The following is a 17,270-nucleotide window of genomic DNA, read 5'->3' as shown; positions in this document are numbered from 1 at the left end:
AGTATTACCTAGGCTGGGCCTTACCGGAGAAATTCATCCGAGTTCGACGCGATGCCCAATACAGAACGGTTATGCTGCGACCCGAATGGCCCAAGTGACCCCGAACCACGCCCCCCAGCTCGAACAGGATGCCCATGACCCGGGCGTGATCCGCCTGTCCGGCACCTGGACCTTGAAGACCGCGCTGGCCGCGGCCGAAGTGCTGCGCGGCGTTCCCGACACGCTGACCGGCATCGATGCCACCGCCATCGAGAAGATGGATTCGGCCGGCGTGCTGCAGGTGCTGCGCGTAGCCCACCGTGCCGACCTCGGCGAAGACGCACTGAAGTTCCGCCCGGACCATCAGGCGCTGGTGTGCACCATCGAGGAAGTGGCCGACGACCGGCCCAGGCCCAAGCGCGATTTCGGCGTGCTGGCCGCGCTGGAACGGCTGGGTGTCAGCGTCCATGCCACCGGCCACAACATCAAGGCGCTGTGCAGTTTCCTCGGCGAGAACCTGGTCAAGGCCGCGCGCCTGGTCAAGGAACCCCGCCGTTTCCGCCTGACCGCCACCGTGCACCAGATGGAGCAGGTCGGGCTGGATGCGGTACCGCTGGTGGCACTGCTGTCCTACCTGGTTGGCGCGGTGATCGCCTTCCTCGGCTCGACCATCCTGCGCGACTTCGGCGCCGAGATCTATGTGGTCGAACTGGTCAACATCGCCTTCCTGCGCGAATTCGCGGTACTGCTGACCGCGATCGTGCTGGCCGGCCGCACCGCCAGCGCCTTCACCGCGCAGATCGGTGCGATGAAAGCGCGCGAGGAAATCGATGCGATGCGCACTCTGGGCCTGGACCCGATCGACCTGCTGGTGCTGCCACGGCTGCTGGCGCTGCTGGTCACCCTGCCCCTGCTGACCTTCATCGCCATGGTCGCCGGTCTGGCCGGCGGCATCACGGTGGGTGCATTCGACCTGGATATTCCGCCGCAGATGTACATCGCGCGCATGCACGAGACGATGGAAGTGCGGCACATGCTGGTCGGCCTGTCGAAGGCGCCGGTGTTCGCGCTGGTGATCGGCCTGATCGGCTGCCTGGAAGGCCTGAAGGTCGAAGGCACGGCGCAGTCGGTTGGCGAACGCACCACCTCCAGCGTGGTGCAGACCATCTCGCTGGTGATCATCATCGACGCCTTCGCGGCGTTGTGGTTCATGCACATGGACTGGTGACATGAGCACGCATGCGACGCCCGAAGAAATTCCCATGCAGGACGACAACGGCCACGAGCTGGCCATCCGCGTGCGCGGGCTGGTCAATCGGTTCGGCAGCCAGACCGTGCATGAGGACCTGGACCTGGACGTGCGCCGCGGCGAGATCCTGGGCGTGGTGGGTGGTTCGGGTACCGGCAAATCGGTGCTGATGCGTTCGATCCTCGGCCTGCGCGTGCCCGATGCCGGGCAGATCGAAGTGCTCGGCCGCGACGCGCGTGCCGACGATGCCGAGAGCCGCCTGCACATCGAGCGCAACACCGGTGTGCTGTTCCAGGACGGTGCGCTGTTCTCCTCGCTGACCGTGGGCGAGAACGTGCAGGTGCCCTTGAAGGAACACCACCGCGAATTGCCCGAGCGCTGGCACTACGAACTGGCGCTGCTGAAAGTGAAGCTGGCCGGCCTGCCCGCCGATGCGATCAACAAGCTGCCCTCGCAGTTGTCCGGTGGCATGCGCAAGCGCGCCGGCCTGGCCCGAGCGCTGGCGCTGGATCCGCCGCTGCTGTTCCTGGACGAACCGACCGCAGGCCTCGACCCGATCGGTGCGGCTGCATTTGACCGCCTGATCAAGACCCTGCAGGAAGCGCTGGGACTGACCGTGTTCCTGATCACCCACGACCTGGACACGCTGTACGCGATCTGCGACCGGGTCGCGGTGATCGCCGACCGCAGGGTGGTGGCCAACGCGCCCTTGCCTGACATCGAGAAACTGGATCATCCGTGGATCCAGGAATACTTCCACGGACCCCGCGCGCGTGCCGCGCGTGGCGAACAGATCGAGAGTGCCTGAGCCATGGAAACCAAAGCCAACTACGTGCTGATCGGCGCGTTCACCCTGATCACCGGCCTGGCCCTGCTGGCCTTCGGCCTGTGGGCCGCCAAGTACTCTTCCGACCGCACCTGGCAGGAATACCGCGTGGTGTTCCGCGAAGCGGTGACCGGGCTGTCGGTGGGCAGCCCGGTGCAGTACAACGGCATCGCGGTGGGCTCGATCACCGAACTGAACCTGGTACCGGACGACCCGCGCCAGGTGGTCGCGCGCATCCGCCTGAACTCCAACACGCCGGTCAAGACCGATACCCGCGCCAAGCTGGCGATCACCAGCCTGACCGGCCCGTCGATCATCCAGCTCAGCGGCGGCACGCCACAGTCGCCGGCGCTGACCACGGTCAACAAGGACCCGGCGCCGATCATCCCGACCACGCCGTCGGCGCTGCAGAACATCACCGACGTCGCCAACCGCATCGTCGAGCGCATGGACCAGATTCTCAGCGACCGCAACGTGGCTTCGATCAACGCGACACTGGCCAACCTGGAAACCATCAGCGGTGGTCTGGCCGACCGTGACCAGGGCACGCAGGCGCTGCTGCTCAGCGCGCGCGACGCCGCCCGCAGCCTGGACACCACGCTGAAGACCACCAACGGCACCATCGAGCGCCTGGACAAGAACCTGGTGCAGCAGCTGCCCGGCATCATCGACAAGCTCGACGGCACTCTGGCCAAGCTTGATTCGGCCGCAGGCAACGCCGATTCGATCCTTGGCGAGAACCGCGCTGCCATCAACAGCTTCGCCAACGATGGCCTCGGCCAGCTCGGCCCGACGCTGACCGAACTGCGCGGCCTGATCCGCGACCTGCGCCGGGTCAGCGACCGCCTCGAGAACAACCCCGCGCGCTACCTGCTGGGCCGCGACGCACCGAAGGAGTTCGAACCCAAATGAGCCCGACCAACCTTCCGCGCCTGCTGCTGGCCGCTTCGATGGTCACCCTGCTGGGCGGCTGCTCCATCCTTGGCAGCAGCGAGAAAACCGCAGTGACGCTGTACTCGCCGTCGGTGCAGGTGAAGGCGGACCCGGCGTGGCCACAGGCCAGCTGGCAGCTGGTACTGGCCAAGCCCAGCGCCGCGCGCATGGTCGACAGCCCGCGCATCAACGTGCGGCCGACGCCGTCGCAGCTGGAGATCTACAAGGGCGCCAGCTGGGCGCAGCCGGCCACCGACATGATCGAGGACACCCTGCTGCGCGGCTTCGAGGATTCCGGCCGCATCCGCGGCGTGGCCCGCAGCACCGCCGGCATCCGCGCCGACTACAAGCTGTCCACCGACGTGCGCCGCTTCGAATCGGATTACCAGGGACAGGCCACGCCGACGGTGGTGATCGAGGTCAACGCCAAGCTGATCCACGTCGCCGACCAGCGCGTGGTGGCTGACCGCACCTTCCGCCAGGCGCAGCCGGTCGGCAGCACCGACGTACCGGCGGTGACCGCGGCCTTCGAGCGCGGCCTGCAGCAGCTGGCACAGGAGATGGTGGGCTGGACGCTGACCAGCGGGCAGGCCGACCAGCCAACCGTCGCGCGCTGATCGATCAGCGCGGCGTGATCCAGCGGAACGTCAGGTTGATCCGCTCGCCCTGCACCCGCGCCATCTTCGGCAGCGCGTGCTGATAGAACTGTTGGGTCTGACCGGCCATCACCAGCAGATCGCCATGGCCGAGCAGATACTCGGCCTTCCGCGCCGGGTCATCGCGCCGGCGCAGCAGGAATCGGCGCGCCGTGCCCAGGCTCAACGAAGCAATCACCGGGGCCGGCCCCAGTTCCGGCTCGTCATCGCTGTGCCAGCCCATGTAATCACCGCCGCCGCGATAGCGGTTCAGCAGCACGCTGTTGAAGCGGCCGAGGCCCTCCACCTGCAGGCGATCACGCATGGCCTGCAACGCGGGTGGCCAGAAGTGCGGCACGAATTCAGCCCCCGAATAGCGGTAGCGCGCCTGCGGATCGCCGATCCAGCAGCTCAGCCGCGGCGAATCCACCCAGTTGCCGAACATGCGGATGCGGTGAACTTCCCAGGGGACTTCGGCCTGCAGCACGGACAGGAGCCGGTCGGCATCGGTCGCGGCCAGCCAGCCCGGCGAGTGCTGGACATCGGCATCGGGCAGGTCGTGAGGGAACAGCATGGCGCCATGTCTTCAGATGAAATCAGCTCCAGCTTGCCCGATTTGCCCGGTTCAGTCACAGACGGGACAATGCTCCATCTCGACCTATCCTTCCAATTCAACTGATGCCGCGCCTTAAACCCAGCCAGTCCAGCTCTGCATCTGACCAACGGAGTGAACGGTGAAGCTCCGTCGTTACCTTGATGCAATCCAACGCTCGGTTCAGCGCCACGGAGGCGGATTGCCGGGACTCTGGTCGGTGGTCCGTCGCGCACTGAAGATTGCACGTATCATGGGTATCGGTGGACTGCTGCGCCGCGTGCGCACTTCCGGCGCAACTCATCACGCGAGTACTCCACCAGTATGCGACACACCATTGCCAGCACCAGTCCCACTGGAGCTGATTTCATTGAAGGTCGGAGTGATGGCGCATGTCTTCTATCCGGACCTGATTGAAGAGCTGGCCTCGTCGCTGGAACAGATGCCAGTTCCCTATCGGCTTATGGTCTCGGTGGTGGATGACGTCGCTGCAGAGCAGGTTCGTGCACGGTTTGGGCAGCTTCCCAAGCTGATCGACCTGCAGGTAGCGAAGGTAGCCAACCGTGGCCGCGACATCGCGCCACTGATGCTCGCATTTGAAACCAGCATCCGTGAGCTGGACGTGGTGGGCCACGTACACACCAAGAAATCGCTTTACACCGGTAGCACCCAGGAACAGTGGCGACGCTATCTACTGGCATCGCTGTTTGGTGACCACGATCGCCTGGCTTGGTTGCTTGGCGTGCTGCAGGCGGCCCCGGATTTGGGGCTGGTCTATCCGGAAACCCATGCGTCACTACCGCCATGGGCACATACATGGCTTTCCAACGCTTCAATAGGTCACGCTTTGTGCGCCCGCCTGGGTCTGGGGTGGGACGGCACCGGCTACTTCGATTACCCCGCCGGCTCGATGTTCTGGGCGCGAGTGGATGCCCTGCGGCCACTGTTCGAGCTGAGACTTTCGTTGGATGAGTTTCCCGCAGAGCAGGGCCAGATCGATGGCACTCTGCAGCATGCGATCGAACGTCTTTTCGCATTGATCGCTCGCGATCGTGGCTATCGAATCGGCGTACTGCCGGCCGATGGCAGTCGCCACATGGCCACCGAAGGTGAGCGAAATGCCGGTGTTGCCTTCAGGTATCCGCTGGCAGAGCAACTACGGATGGCGGGCATCGAAGCCAGGGTGGTGACGCTGGATGTATTCGACACCATGGTTCTGCGCCCCTTCACGACGCCAAATGGCGCGCGCCAACTGCTGGCACTTCGTGCTGAACGCATATCGGGATTGACTGCGTTCGCCGAGATTCGCGAGGACGCGGAGATCGCAGAACGGCAACGCCTGGGCCGCGATCCGGAACTGGCCGAAATCTACCAGCAGGTGGGACGCATCGGGCACATTGACAGCGCCATGGCCCAGCGTCTGCTGGCACTGGAAGTGCAGATGGAGCAGGAGCTCCTGCGCCCGCGCCAGGGGCTTCTGGAAGCACTACCGGTGTTGGCCGGAAGACGGCTGATCGCTCTGTCGGACATGTACCTGCCCGCAGCCGTACTGCGTAGCGTACTGCCGCCAGCGGTGGTAGCCGTAACCGGCACCTGGTGGATCTCCTGTGAAACCGGGCACCGCAAGGATGCCGACGACAGCTGGGCGCGATGGGCGGAACAGCTGGCTACATCTCCGGATCATTGGCTGCATGTGGGCGACAATGAACATTCGGATGTCCAGTTGCCGCAGCGTGCAGGCCTGATCAATCCGGTCCATGTGCTACGTCCCGTCGCACTGTTCGACATGGTCCCCGCTCTGCGCACGTTACGCCATCGGTCAGCAGCGCAAGCACCTTGGCCTGAGCAGCTATGGCGTGGATTGCTGGCCAATCGTTTGACGTACATAGCTGACACTGCCCCGCATCGCGTGTACCCGACGCCACAACTTGCAGCGGAGGACACAGGCTATTGCGTGGTGGGTCCCATCCTGCTTGATTTCCTGTTGACAGCCGCCACTGCCGCTCAACGGCGGGGTATCGGGTCAATCCTGCTGCTCGCTCGAGAAGGCCATCTGCTGGAGCAGGCTTGGACGCTGTTGGCCAAGGTCCATTCCGGAATGCGAGCACTGCGCGCAGAGTATTTTCTTGCATCGCGGCGCTCCACCGCCTTGCCGGCGCTGGCAGCGGATGCAGATCTATCTGCCGTGCTGGCCGGTAGCTTCAACGGCAACATGCGGCAACTTCTTGTGGCACGCCTTGGCACGCAGGCCATGGACGTGATTGCCCAAGTTGACTCTACTCTGCTGGAGCGCGACGTCTTTTTGCCTGAAATGGCAGACACGGTCTCGCTGTGGCTGCAACCTGCACTTCCCTCCCTCCTTGAGCTGGCCGAGCAGAGCCGACAGATCTGGCAAGCGCGCCTGTCAGAGGCCACTGGCGGCGAACCAGCCATGGTCGTCGATCTGGGTTATGCAGGAACCATCCAGCGCAATCTGATCCGCCTTAGCGGCGAACCGATTGGCGGCCATTACTTCGCCTTGCGGGAAACGGCCAAGCAGCTGGACGGATTGGGCTGGGCTGAAGCGCGCTACTTCGACGGCCGCCAGGATCCCTCAGGCTCATCCTTGATCCTTCAGCACGACCTCTTGCTGGAAGCACTGCTAAGTGCCCCGCACGGTCAGTTCAACGGCTATTTCCGCGACATGAGTGGAGTGGTGCACGGCGAGTTCGGCGAACAGACCTTGGGGGAGCGTGGACTGGAAGCTCTCGCCGCAGTGCAGACTGGCGCGCTCGCATTCATCCGTGATGTCTGCTCGGCGGTCGGCACGGACGTTGTCAGCATCACGCTCGATGAACGGAGTGTGCTGGAACCACTGCGCCTGCTTGCCGAGGGAAGCTGGCAGGCAGGCACCTGGCTGCAGGATTTGGCCACCGAAGACGACTTCAGTGGCCGTGGCAATGTAGCCGTGAGCAGGCCTTACTGACGGAACGCGACGCCCGTCTTTTCCTTCAGTTCTTCATCGCTGACACCCGGCGCGGCTTCCACCAGCAGCAGGCCCTTGTCAGTCACGTCGAACACGGCCAGATCGGTGATGATGCGGTCGACCACGCCCACACCGGTCAGCGGCAGCGTGCATTCGGTCAGGATCTTGTGCTCGCCGTTCCTGGCGGTGTGCTCCATCAGCACCACCACGCGCTGCACGCCGGCCACCAGATCCATCGCGCCGCCCATGCCCTTGACCATCTTGCCGGGCACCATCCAGTTGGCCAGGTCGCCCTTGTGGGTGACCTGCATGGCGCCGAGGATGGCCAGGTTGACATGGCCGCCGCGGATCATCGCAAAGCTGTCGTGGCTGCCGAAGTAGCTGGCACCGGCACGTGCGGTCACGGTCTGCTTGCCGGCGTTGATCAGGTCGGCATCGACTTCGGCATCGGTCGGGAACGGGCCGATACCGAGCAGCCCATTTTCCGACTGCAGCCACACATCCACGCCTTCGGGGATGTGGTTGGCAACCAGGGTCGGCAGGCCGATGCCCAGGTTCACGTAGGCACCATCGGTCAGTTCGCGGGCGGCGCGTGCCGCCATCTCATCGCGGGTCCACGCCATGTCAGTTGCCCTCCGCGCGGATGGTGCGCTGTTCAATACGCTTTTCTGGATGCGGGTTGTGCACGATGCGGTGCACGTAGATACCGGGCAGGTGCACCTGGTCCGGATCGATGGCGCCGACCGGCACGACCTCCTCCACTTCCACGATGCAGACCTTGCCGGCCATCGCGCAGGCCGGGTTGAAGTTACGCGCGGTCTTGCGGAACACCAGGTTGCCCGCTTCGTCGGCCTTCCACGCCTTGACCAGCGCGACGTCGGCACGCAGCGCGGTTTCCATCACGTAGTGCTTGCCGTCGAACTCGCGGGTTTCCTTGCCCTCGGCCACCACGGTGCCGTAGCCGGTGGCAGTGAAGAACGCCGGGATGCCCGCGCCGCCGGCACGCAGGCGCTCGGCCAGGGTGCCCTGCGGGTTGAATTCCAGCTCCAGCTCGCCGGCCAGAAACTGGCGCTCGAATTCCTTGTTCTCGCCCACGTAGGACGAAATCATCTTCTTGATCTGCCGGGTTTCCAGCAGCTGGCCCAGGCCGAAACCATCGACGCCGGCATTGTTGGAGATCACGGTCAGGCCCTTGGCGCCACTGTCACGCAGCGCGGCGATCAGGGCCTCGGGAATGCCACACAGGCCGAAGCCGCCCACGGCCAGCGTCTGGCCATCGGCGACCACCCCTTGCAGGGCCTCCGCCGCACTGGCGAAGCGCTTGCCGCGCTTGCCGGTGGAAGTCGATTGCTGCATTGCTGTACTACCCTGCACGTTGAGGATGACCGCATTCTAGCTGGAGGGCGGCGAAGGGCCTGGATGCGCCGCAGCATTGACGGAGCACCAGGCGGGCATTGGGTAGAATGGGCGATTCCACGCAGAAGGGTGCTTCAGCGCCTACGCCCCTCGATCTACGATGACGCCGACCTTCACAGACGAAGACCTGTTCCGCTGGATCGACGAATGGACACTGCAGAAAAGCGAGCAGTGCCTGGGTGGCGTGCGCAACCGGCAACTTCGCGATGGCCTGCTGACGGCCGAGGTACAGGGTTCGGCCAGGCATCCCTACTACGTGGAGATCGATCTGACGGCCAGTACGCGCACCGCGCACAGCCGCCTGCAGAGTGCCTGTTCCTGCCCCGTCGGCCGCACCTGCAAGCATGTGGCGGCGGTGCTGGTCTCGTACATGCTGGATTCGCTTGCCATGGACGACGAGAGCCCCCTGACCGAACAGGACCTGACGCAACCGCCGCGTCCTGAACTGCTGGCAGAGCTTTCGCGTTGGCAGAGCGCGCGGATCCGGCCGGCCCAGCCACGCCGGAACGGTGTCATCTTCGAACTGTCCACCTACAACCACCACCCCGCCGTGCTGGTCCGGCGCGTCAAGTACGGGGCCGATGGTGCGATCAGCACGGGCAAGTGGATGGATATCACCGCGGACCTGCTGCTGGATCCTCCGGCCTATCTCACGCCGACTGATCTGGCGGTGATGATCCAGCTACGCACCCAGCGGCAGCCCGCGACGAAGGACGAATGGATCGACTTCGCGGCCACCCTGCAGTTGATCGTCTCCAGCGGCCATGGCTGGGTCTCCTGCGGTACGCACGGCGACGTGCCGGCCCGGTCAGGAGCTCCACGCCGCGGCGAACTGGGCTGGACCGTTGGCATGACGCAGGGCGCGACGCTGCTGGAACCCACGTTGAGCGTGGAGGGCGGCGCCAGAGGCGTGGTCCTGGGCCGGAGTGCGTGCTATCTGGACCCGGTCACCGGCGAGGTCGGTCCGCTGCTGCTGGATGTCAGGGCCGAGGACGCCGACGCCTTCCTGAGCCTGCCCAATCTGTTACCCAACGAAGAAGCGGTGGTCGCACAGATGCTGCAACAGATCGACCCTGCCCTGCCGCGCCCCGGTGCAAGCGACACACTGCCCACCCTGCAGATCAGCGCGATGATCCCCGTGCTGCGCCTGTATACGATTGAGTTCCGGCCGGCGTGGCTCGGCCGCCGCGACCCGTCGCAATGGGCCGATATCGCGACCGTGGCCTTCGAGTACGACGAGCACGTGCGGTTCCTGGATGATCCGAGCCTGTTCGCACTCGATCCGGAGGGCCAGCTCGCCCTGCTGCCCCGTGACCTGGCTGAGGAATCACGGCGCGAGGCCCAGCTGCGCACGGTGGGACTGTATCGCGACACGGACCCGCGGGCGCCATTGGACGGCGCTGGCCCGCAGTTCCAGCTGCGCACCCATGACTGGACACGGTTCCTGCTGGATGACGTGCCGCGCCTGGAAGCCTTGGGCTGGAAGGTGGAGACGGACGACGATTTCCGCCATCGCATCACCCGGGTGGATGAGATCGACCTGGACATCCAGGCGGACCCGACGGATGCGGGCTGGTTCAACCTGGGTCTGGACATCCAGGTGGAAGGCCGCAACGTATCGATGGTTCCGCTGCTGCAGCAGGTGCTGCAGTCCGATCCCCGCTGGATGCGTGGCCAGCTGGACGCCATCGGCGACGACGAGAACGTCCTGTTGATGGCAGGCGACAACACCCGCCTGGCACTGCGGGCCGCGCGACTGAAGCCGATCATGGCCCTGTTGGCGGACCTGTTCGCCCAGCGTGGCGCGCCGCTGCGCTTGTCAGCGCTTGACCGTGGCCGCCTGCAGGCACTGCAGGACACGGCGCGCCTGCAGTTCCGGGGCCGCAAGGATACCCAGGCGCTGGTGCAGCGGCTGATGCAGGCACCCGCACTGGGCGAAGTGCCGCCACCGGCGGGGCTGGTGGCAACGCTGCGTCCCTACCAGCTGGAGGGCCTGTCGTGGCTGCAGTACCTGCGCCAGCAGGGGCTGGGCGGGGTGCTGGCCGATGACATGGGGCTGGGCAAGACCCTGCAGACACTGGCGCATCTGCTGGTCGAGAAGGAAAGTGGCCGCCTGGACCGGCCGGCGCTGCTGGTGGTGCCGACCTCGCTGCTGCACAACTGGCAGAGCGAAGCGGCACGCTTCACTCCGGGCCTGCGCGTACTGACCCTGCACGGACCGGCACGTGAAGCACTGTTCGAGGCGATCCCCGAGCACGATCTTGTACTGACCACGTATCCCCTGCTGTGGCGCGACGAGCAGGCGCTGCAGGCACATGCCTACCATCTGCTGATCCTCGACGAGGCCCAGCAGGTGAAGAATCCGAAATCGCGTGCGGCGGTCACCCTGCGCACGCTGCAGGCCCGCCATCGCCTGTGCCTGACCGGTACGCCGCTGGAAAACCATCTGGGCGAACTGTGGACGCAGTTCGACTTCCTGCTGCCCGGCCTGCTCGGCAGCGAGAAACAGTTCAACCAGCATTGGCGCCATCCGATCGAACGCGGCAGCGACCACCGTCGCGCCACGTTGCTGGCGCAGCGTCTGCGCCCCTTCATCCTGCGCCGGCGCAAGGACCAGGTCGCGTCAGAGCTTCCGCCCAAGACCCTCATCACCCGCGCGGTGGAGATGGAGGGTGGCCAGCGTGATCTCTATGAAACCGTGCGTGCGGCGATGGAAAAGCAGGTGCGCGAAGCCATCAGCGGCAGCGGGTTGGCGCGCAGCCATATCGTGGTGCTGGATGCCTTGCTGAAGCTGCGCCAGGTCTGCTGCGATCCGCGGCTGCTGCCGGGCGACGCCCCTGCACGCAATGCCGGCTCGGCCAAGCTGGAGCTGCTGCGCGACATGCTGCCGTCGATGGTCGAGGAAGGCCGGCGGATCCTGGTGTTCTCACAGTTCACCGGCATGCTGGCGCTGATCGCGCAGGCGCTGGAGGAGCTCGGGCTGGCCTATGTGACGCTGACCGGCGACACCCAGGACCGGGCCACGCCGGTGCAGCGTTTCATGCAGGGCGAGGTACCCGTGTTCCTGATCAGCCTGAAGGCGGGTGGCGTCGGGTTGAACCTGACTGCTGCAGACACCGTCATCCACTTCGATCCCTGGTGGAACCCGGCGGCCGAAAACCAGGCCAGTGACCGCGCCCACCGCATCGGCCAGCAGCAGCCGGTGTTCGTCTACCGGCTGATCGCCGCAGGCAGCATCGAAGAACGGATTGCCGAGCTGCAGGAACGCAAGGCCCTTCTGGCGGAATCGATTCTGGAAGGCGGCGGCAGCACGGGTCCACGCTTCAGTGAGGAAGACGTCCAGGCGCTGCTGGCGCCGTTGCCGGGCCTGCCGGCCAAGCGCACCCGCCGGCCAGGCCGACGATCGCCGCAGGCCTGATCCGTGGCGCCAGTCAGGTGGCGTTCTCCGATGGAAACGATTCCCAAACGGGACTGGGACTACAATTGAGGGCTGAGCTCACAAAGGATCTGATCGATGCCCCTGCCCGCCTTCAAGGCCTACGATATCCGCGGCCGCGTGCCGGAAGAACTGAACGAAGACCTGGCCCGCCGCATCGGCGTCGCCCTGGCTGCGCAGCTCGCTCCCGGCCCGGTGGTCCTCGGCCACGATGTGCGCCTGACCAGCCCGGCGCTGCAGGATGCACTGGCCGCAGGCCTGCGTGGTACCGGTCGTGAGGTGATCGACATCGGTCTGTGCGGTACCGAAGAGGTCTACTTCCAGACCGATCACCTCGGCGCAGCCGGCGGTGTGATGGTGACCGCCAGCCACAACCCGATGGACTACAACGGGATGAAGCTGGTCAAGGAGAACGCCCGCCCGATCAGCTCCGATACCGGCCTGTTCGCGATCTCCGATGCGGTCGCCGTCGATACGTCCGAGGCCCAGCCGCCACGCGCCGGGCAGACCGCCCAGCATGACAAGAGCGCCTATATCCAGCATCTGCTGAGCTACGTCGACGCCGCCAAGCTCAAGCCGCTGAAGCTGGTGGTCAATGCCGGCAACGGTGGTGCGGGCGCCATCGTCGACCTGCTGGCACCGCACCTGCCATTCGAGTTCATCCGCATCTGCCACGAACCCGATGGCAGCTTCCCCAATGGCATTCCCAACCCGCTGCTGCCGGAAAACCGCGCCGCCACCGCCAATGCGGTGCGCGAACACGGCGCCGACTTCGGCATTGCCTGGGACGGTGACTTCGACCGCTGCTTCTTCTTCGACCATACCGGCCGCTTCATCGAGGGCTACTATCTGGTCGGCCTGCTGGCCAAGGCCATCCTGGCACGCAATCCCGGTGGCAAGATCGTGCACGACCCGCGGCTGGTCTGGAACACCGTGGAAATGGTTGAACAGGCAGGCGGCGTGCCGGTGCTGTGCAAGAGCGGCCACGCTTTCATCAAGGAAAAGATGCGCGCCGAAGATGCGGTGTACGGCGGCGAGATGAGCGCCCACCACTACTTCCGCGAATTCGCCTATGCCGACTCCGGCATGATCCCGTGGCTGCTGATCGCGCAGCTGATCTCCGAGAGCGGCCGCTCGCTGGCCGACTGGGTCGAAGACCGCATGGCGGCCTATCCCTGCAGCGGCGAGATCAACTTCAAGGTGGCCGATGCCAAGGCCGCCGTGGCCCGCGTGATGGAGCACTTCGCCGCGCGGTCGCCTGCGCTGGACCATACCGATGGCATCAGCGCCGATTTCGGCGACTGGCGCTTCAACCTGCGCAGTTCCAACACCGAGCCGCTGCTGCGCCTGAACGTTGAAGCCCGCGGCGACGCAGCGCTGATGCAGGCGCGCACCGACGAAATCTCCCTCCTTATCCAGCAGTAATCAAGGAAGATCATGAGCAACATCCAGCCCGTCATCCTGTCCGGTGGTTCCGGCACCCGCCTGTGGCCGCTGTCGCGCGAGGCGTATCCGAAGCAGTTCCTGCCGCTGGCAGGCGAACTGACGATGCTGCAGGCCACCTGGCAGCGCGTCGCGCCCATTGCCACCCACGGCCCGTTGGTGATCGCCAACGAAGAGCACCGCTTCGTCGCTGCCGAGCAGCTGCAGCAGGTCGGCGCCGAGCCGGCTGCCATCATCCTGGAACCGGTTGGCCGCAATACGGCGCCGGCGATTGCGGTCGCAGCCCTGGAGGCCACCCGCGACGGCGCCGATGCGCTGCTGCTGGTGCTGCCCTCGGACCATGTGATCACCGATGAGGCTGCGTTCCGTGCAGTCGTGCAGGCTGCAGCCAGCGCTGCCGAGGCCGGCAAGCTGGTGACCTTCGGCATCGTGCCGACCGGTCCGGAGACCGGCTACGGCTATATCAAGGCCGCCAATGGGCAGGGCCTGCGTGCCGTCGAGCGTTTCGTCGAAAAGCCCGACCTGGACACCGCCACCGGCTATGTGGCCAGCGGCCAGTACTACTGGAACAGCGGCATGTTCCTGTTCAAGGCCTCGCGCTACCTGCAGGAACTGGAGCGCTTCCAGCCCGACATGCTGGCCAGCAGCCGCCAGGCCTGGCAGCAGGCCCGTCGCGATTCGGATTTCACCCGCCTCGACAAGGAGGCGTTCGCCACCGTTCCCTCCGATTCCATCGACTATGCCGTGATGGAAAAAACCGAAGACGCCGTGGTGATTCCGCTGGATGCCGGCTGGAACGACGTCGGTTCGTGGACCGCACTGCGCGATGTCTCGCATCAGGATGGCGATGGCAATGCGCACCAGGGCGACGTGATCGCGATCGACTGCCGCAACACCTATGCCTATGCACAGCGCCTGGTGGCACTGGTCGGCCTGGATGACGTGATCGTGGTCGAGACCGACGATGCGGTGCTGGTCGGCAAGGCCGACCGCATGCAGGAGGTCAAGACCGTAGTGGCGCAGCTGAAGGCCGACGGTCGCAGCGAGGCCACCTGGCATCGCAAGGTCTACCGCCCGTGGGGCGCCTACGATTCGATCGACAACGGCGAGCGTTTCCAGGTCAAGCGCATCACCGTCAAGCCCGGCGGTACGCTCAGCCTGCAGATGCATCACCATCGCGCCGAGCACTGGATCGTGGTCAGCGGCACCGCCGAGGTGACCCGCGGCGACGAGGTGATCCTGCTCAGCGAGAACCAGAGCACGTACATCCCGCTGGGCGTGACCCATCGCCTGCGCAACCCGGGCAAGCTGCCGCTGGAGCTGATCGAGGTGCAGTCCGGCAGTTACCTCGGTGAAGACGACATCGTGCGTTTCGAGGACACGTACGGGCGTAGTTGATCCGACGCCCTGCGGCGGGTGCCGACCGTTGGTCGGCACGTCGCCTGCCGGGTCAGGCAATCTCCGCCATCACCCGCTTCAGGCCGTCCTGCCATGTCGGCAGCACGATGCCGAAATCCTGCTGCAGCTTGCGGTTGTCCAGCACCGACCAGGCCGGACGCTTGGCCGGGGTCGGGTATTCGGAACTGGGAATCGCCTCGACGGTCGGCACCTTCGCCAACACGCCGGTCGCCAGCGCTTCGGCGAAGATCGCCTCGGCGAACCCATGCCAACTGGTCTGGCCGCTGGCCGTCAGATGCCAGGTGCCGGACAGCTGCCCCGGATGCTGCAGTGCCTGCGCGGTGACATCAGCGATCAGCGCAGCCGGTGTCGGCGTGCCGATCTGATCGGCTACCACACGCAACTGGTCGCGCTCGGCACCCACCCGCAGCATCGTGCGCAGGAAATTGGCGCCATGCGAGGCGTACACCCACGCCGTGCGGAAGATCAGATGGCGGCCACCGGCAGCGCGCACGGCCTCTTCGCCATCACGCTTGCTGGCGCCATACACACCCAATGGCGCGGTCGGCTCGTCTTCGCGGTAGGGCGTGGTGCCCTGGCCATCGAACACGTAGTCGGTGGAGTAATGCACGAAGGGCACGCCGTGCGCCGCACACCAGCGCGCGATCACGCCCGGCGCCTGCGCATTGGCGGCGAAGGCGGCCTCGGCATCCTGCTCGGCGCGATCGACCGCCGTGTAGGCGGCCGCGTTGACCACCACCGATGGCTGCAGGCGATCCAGCAATGCCGGTAGGCTGTCGGGCTGGCCGAAATCGGCGGTTTCGCAGGCACTTCCGTCGGGCAGTTGCCCGCTGCGGGTAGTTGCGACCACCTTGCCCAGCGGCGCCAGCGCGCGCAGCAGCTCCTGGCCGACCTGGCCATTGCCGCCGAACACCAGCACCGTCACGGGATGTAGACCGGCAGGCGGTCTTCGGCAATGTCCTTCAGGAAGGGCGCGGTGTCGTCTTTGGCCGACAGGGTCGGCGCACTGATCGGCCAATCCACTGCGATATCGCCATCGTTCCAGCGCACGCCGGCGTCGAAGTCCTTGAGGTAGACCTCGGTGCACAGGTAGCTGAACACCGCACGCTCGGACAATACGGCGAAACCGTGCGCAAAGCCTTCTGGAATCCAGAACTGCTTCTTGTTTTCCGCACTCAGCACCACCGCTTCCCACTGGCCGAAGGTCGGCGAGCCGCGACGGATGTCGACGGCCACATCGTAGACCTCGCCTTCGAGCACGCTGACCAGCTTGCCCTGCGGGCGCGGCCACTGGTAATGCAGGCCGCGCAGCACGCCCTGCGCGGAGGTGGAGACATTGCTCTGCACGAAACGGTCCGGCAGGCTCAGCGCAGCAAAGCGCTCTGCGTTCCAGGTTTCGAAGAAGTAACCGCGGGCATCGCCGAACACGGCCGGCTCGATGACCATACAGCCAGGCAACCTGGTTTCAATCACTTTCATGGAACGACTCCACGCAGGGCAAGTTTATGCAGGTATTCGCCGTAGCCGTTCTTGATCAACGGCGCGGCCAGTGTTTCCAGCTGTTCGGCAGTGATCCATCCCTGCCCGAATGCAATTTCCTCGGGGCAGCAGACCTGCAGGCCCTGGCGGGTCTGGATGGTCTCGATGAAGTTGGAGGCCTCCAGCAGTGACTGGTGGGTGCCGGTATCCAGCCACGCATAGCCACGGCCGAGCGCCTCCAGGTGCAGGTTACCTTCGGCCAGATAGCGCTTGTTGAGATCGGTGATCTCCAGCTCGCCGCGCGGCGACGGCTTCAGTTCGGCCGCGTAATCGCTGGCGTTGCCGTCATAGAAGTACAGGCCGGTCACCGCATAGTTCGAGTGTGGCTTTTCCGGTTTCTCGACCAGGTCGATGACCTTGCCGCTGGTGTCGAACTCGGCCACGCCGTAACGTTCTGGATCATTGACCCAGTAGCCGAACACGGTCGAGCCATCCACGCGCTCGTCGGCGCGCTTGAGCACCTCGCGCAGGCCGTGGCCGTGGAAGATGTTGTCGCCCAGCACCAAGCAGCTCGGCTTGCCGGCGACGAAGTCGCGGCCGATCAGATAGGCCTGAGCCAGGCCATCCGGGCTCGGCTGCACCGCATACTGGATGTCCATGCCCCACTGCGAACCGTCGCCCATCAACTGCTGGAACAACGCCTGCTCATGCGGCGTGTTGATGATCAGCACTTCGCGGATGCCCGCCAGCATCAGCACGCTGAGCGGGTAATAGATCATTGGCTTGTCGTACACCGGCAGCAGCTGCTTGCTGACGCCCTTGGTGATCGGATACAGCCGGGTGCCGGAACCACCGGCGAGGATGATGCCCTTGCGCTGGGTCATGGTGTCTCCTGGGT

At 65.4% G+C, this 17,270-nt stretch carries 14 protein-coding genes; 8 read left to right on the top strand and 6 right to left on the bottom strand.

Going from position 1 to position 17,270, the window contains the following annotated elements:
* The first annotated feature begins 85 nt into the window (after positions 1 to 85).
* The 4 genes from ACZK5G_RS02745 to ACZK5G_RS02730 are packed head-to-tail and all read left to right on the top strand — an operon-like array spanning position 86 to position 3,604.
* Positions 86 to 1,207 carry an ABC transporter permease gene (locus ACZK5G_RS02745; protein WP_049424924.1) on the top strand — a complete coding sequence of 374 codons (1,122 nt, stop codon included), beginning with the start codon at positions 86 to 88 and terminating at the stop codon, positions 1,205 to 1,207.
* Position 1,208: 1 nt separating this feature from the next.
* Positions 1,209 to 2,036, top strand: coding sequence for an ABC transporter ATP-binding protein (locus tag ACZK5G_RS02740; protein WP_121504842.1), 828 nt, complete (start codon positions 1,209 to 1,211; stop codon positions 2,034 to 2,036).
* A 3-nt stretch (positions 2,037 to 2,039) separates the two neighbouring features.
* Positions 2,040 to 2,966, top strand: coding sequence for an MlaD family protein (locus ACZK5G_RS02735; protein ID WP_014035909.1), 927 nt, complete (start codon positions 2,040 to 2,042; stop codon positions 2,964 to 2,966).
* A complete protein-coding gene (locus ACZK5G_RS02730) occupies positions 2,963 to 3,604 on the top strand; it encodes an ABC-type transport auxiliary lipoprotein family protein (protein ID WP_478465258.1) in 642 nt (213 codons plus the stop codon). The genes ACZK5G_RS02735 and ACZK5G_RS02730 overlap by 4 nt, the downstream gene beginning before the upstream one ends.
* Positions 3,605 to 3,608: 4 nt before the next feature.
* Here ACZK5G_RS02730 and ACZK5G_RS02725 read toward each other — a convergent pair whose 3' ends face one another.
* Entirely contained in the window at positions 3,609 to 4,196 is a 588-nt protein-coding gene (locus ACZK5G_RS02725; RefSeq protein ID WP_478465257.1) for an alpha-ketoglutarate-dependent dioxygenase AlkB family protein, read from the bottom strand.
* Positions 4,197 to 4,356: 160 nt separating this feature from the next.
* Here ACZK5G_RS02725 and ACZK5G_RS02720 point away from each other — a divergent pair, with 160 nt between their 5' ends.
* Positions 4,357 to 7,179 (top strand): rhamnan synthesis F family protein, encoded by a 2,823-nt coding sequence (locus ACZK5G_RS02720; RefSeq protein ID WP_478465255.1) that lies wholly within the window; start codon positions 4,357 to 4,359, stop codon positions 7,177 to 7,179.
* Here ACZK5G_RS02720 and ACZK5G_RS02715 read toward each other — a convergent pair.
* Both ACZK5G_RS02715 and ACZK5G_RS02710 read right to left on the bottom strand, forming a co-directional pair.
* Positions 7,173 to 7,802 carry a CoA transferase subunit B gene (locus ACZK5G_RS02715; protein WP_478465254.1) on the bottom strand — a complete coding sequence of 210 codons (630 nt, stop codon included), beginning with the start codon at positions 7,800 to 7,802 and terminating at the stop codon, positions 7,173 to 7,175. The two genes, ACZK5G_RS02720 and ACZK5G_RS02715, sit on opposite strands and share 7 nt — an antisense overlap.
* Position 7,803: 1 nt before the next feature.
* Positions 7,804 to 8,535, bottom strand: coding sequence for a CoA transferase subunit A (locus tag ACZK5G_RS02710; protein ID WP_012509993.1), 732 nt, complete (start codon positions 8,533 to 8,535; stop codon positions 7,804 to 7,806).
* Positions 8,536 to 8,695: 160 nt separating this feature from the next.
* Here ACZK5G_RS02710 and ACZK5G_RS02705 point away from each other — a divergent pair, with 160 nt between their 5' ends.
* The 3 genes from ACZK5G_RS02705 (at position 8,696) to ACZK5G_RS02695 (ending at position 14,872) form a co-directional block, all read left to right on the top strand.
* The gene (locus tag ACZK5G_RS02705; RefSeq protein WP_478465253.1) at positions 8,696 to 12,013 is read left to right on the top strand and encodes a DEAD/DEAH box helicase; all 3,318 of its coding nucleotides are present in this window, start codon (positions 8,696 to 8,698) and stop codon (positions 12,011 to 12,013) included.
* Positions 12,014 to 12,109: 96 nt separating this feature from the next.
* Entirely contained in the window at positions 12,110 to 13,456 is a 1,347-nt protein-coding gene (locus ACZK5G_RS02700) for a phosphohexomutase domain-containing protein (RefSeq protein ID WP_478465251.1), read from the top strand.
* Positions 13,457 to 13,468: 12 nt separating this feature from the next.
* Positions 13,469 to 14,872: a mannose-1-phosphate guanylyltransferase/mannose-6-phosphate isomerase gene (locus ACZK5G_RS02695; RefSeq protein ID WP_032127990.1), complete on the top strand. Its 1,404-nt coding sequence runs from the start codon at positions 13,469 to 13,471 to the stop codon at positions 14,870 to 14,872.
* A 52-nt stretch (positions 14,873 to 14,924) separates the two neighbouring features.
* Here ACZK5G_RS02695 and rfbD read toward each other — a convergent pair whose 3' ends face one another.
* Genes rfbD through rfbA form a run of 3 tightly spaced genes read right to left on the bottom strand, consistent with a single transcriptional unit; the run spans position 14,925 to position 17,256 of the window.
* On the bottom strand, positions 14,925 to 15,818 hold the full coding sequence (rfbD, locus tag ACZK5G_RS02690; RefSeq protein WP_478465249.1) for a dTDP-4-dehydrorhamnose reductase: 894 nt from the start codon (positions 15,816 to 15,818) through the stop codon (positions 14,925 to 14,927).
* A complete protein-coding gene (gene rfbC / locus ACZK5G_RS02685; RefSeq protein WP_197616420.1) occupies positions 15,815 to 16,372 on the bottom strand; it encodes a dTDP-4-dehydrorhamnose 3,5-epimerase in 558 nt (185 codons plus the stop codon). The genes rfbD and rfbC overlap by 4 nt, the downstream gene beginning before the upstream one ends.
* Complete coding sequence (rfbA, locus tag ACZK5G_RS02680; RefSeq protein ID WP_478465247.1) at positions 16,369 to 17,256, bottom strand: glucose-1-phosphate thymidylyltransferase RfbA; 888 nt, start codon at positions 17,254 to 17,256, stop codon at positions 16,369 to 16,371. The genes rfbC and rfbA overlap by 4 nt, the downstream gene beginning before the upstream one ends.
* Between the last annotated feature and the right edge of the window lie 14 nt (positions 17,257 to 17,270).

It is taken from the genome of Stenotrophomonas sp. 62841_Sma, assembly GCF_056482945.1.
Note: the sequence above shows the minus strand (reverse complement) of the source record. Positions and strands in the feature narration are given on the sequence as shown.

Coding starts and splice junctions, on each gene's coding strand:
- rfbC (WP_197616420.1), bottom strand. CDS start 16,372: ATGAAAGTGATTGAAACCAGGTTGCCTGGCTGTATGGTCATCGAGCCG.
- ACZK5G_RS02705 (WP_478465253.1), top strand. CDS start 8,696: ATGACGCCGACCTTCACAGACGAAGACCTGTTCCGCTGGATCGACGAA.
- rfbA (WP_478465247.1), bottom strand. CDS start 17,256: ATGACCCAGCGCAAGGGCATCATCCTCGCCGGTGGTTCCGGCACCCGG.
- ACZK5G_RS02715 (WP_478465254.1), bottom strand. CDS start 7,802: ATGGCGTGGACCCGCGATGAGATGGCGGCACGCGCCGCCCGCGAACTG.
- ACZK5G_RS02745 (WP_049424924.1), top strand. CDS start 86: ATGGCCCAAGTGACCCCGAACCACGCCCCCCAGCTCGAACAGGATGCC.
- ACZK5G_RS02735 (WP_014035909.1), top strand. CDS start 2,040: ATGGAAACCAAAGCCAACTACGTGCTGATCGGCGCGTTCACCCTGATC.
- ACZK5G_RS02740 (WP_121504842.1), top strand. CDS start 1,209: ATGAGCACGCATGCGACGCCCGAAGAAATTCCCATGCAGGACGACAAC.
- ACZK5G_RS02700 (WP_478465251.1), top strand. CDS start 12,110: ATGCCCCTGCCCGCCTTCAAGGCCTACGATATCCGCGGCCGCGTGCCG.
- ACZK5G_RS02695 (WP_032127990.1), top strand. CDS start 13,469: ATGAGCAACATCCAGCCCGTCATCCTGTCCGGTGGTTCCGGCACCCGC.
- ACZK5G_RS02725 (WP_478465257.1), bottom strand. CDS start 4,196: ATGCTGTTCCCTCACGACCTGCCCGATGCCGATGTCCAGCACTCGCCG.
- ACZK5G_RS02710 (WP_012509993.1), bottom strand. CDS start 8,535: ATGCAGCAATCGACTTCCACCGGCAAGCGCGGCAAGCGCTTCGCCAGT.
- ACZK5G_RS02730 (WP_478465258.1), top strand. CDS start 2,963: ATGAGCCCGACCAACCTTCCGCGCCTGCTGCTGGCCGCTTCGATGGTC.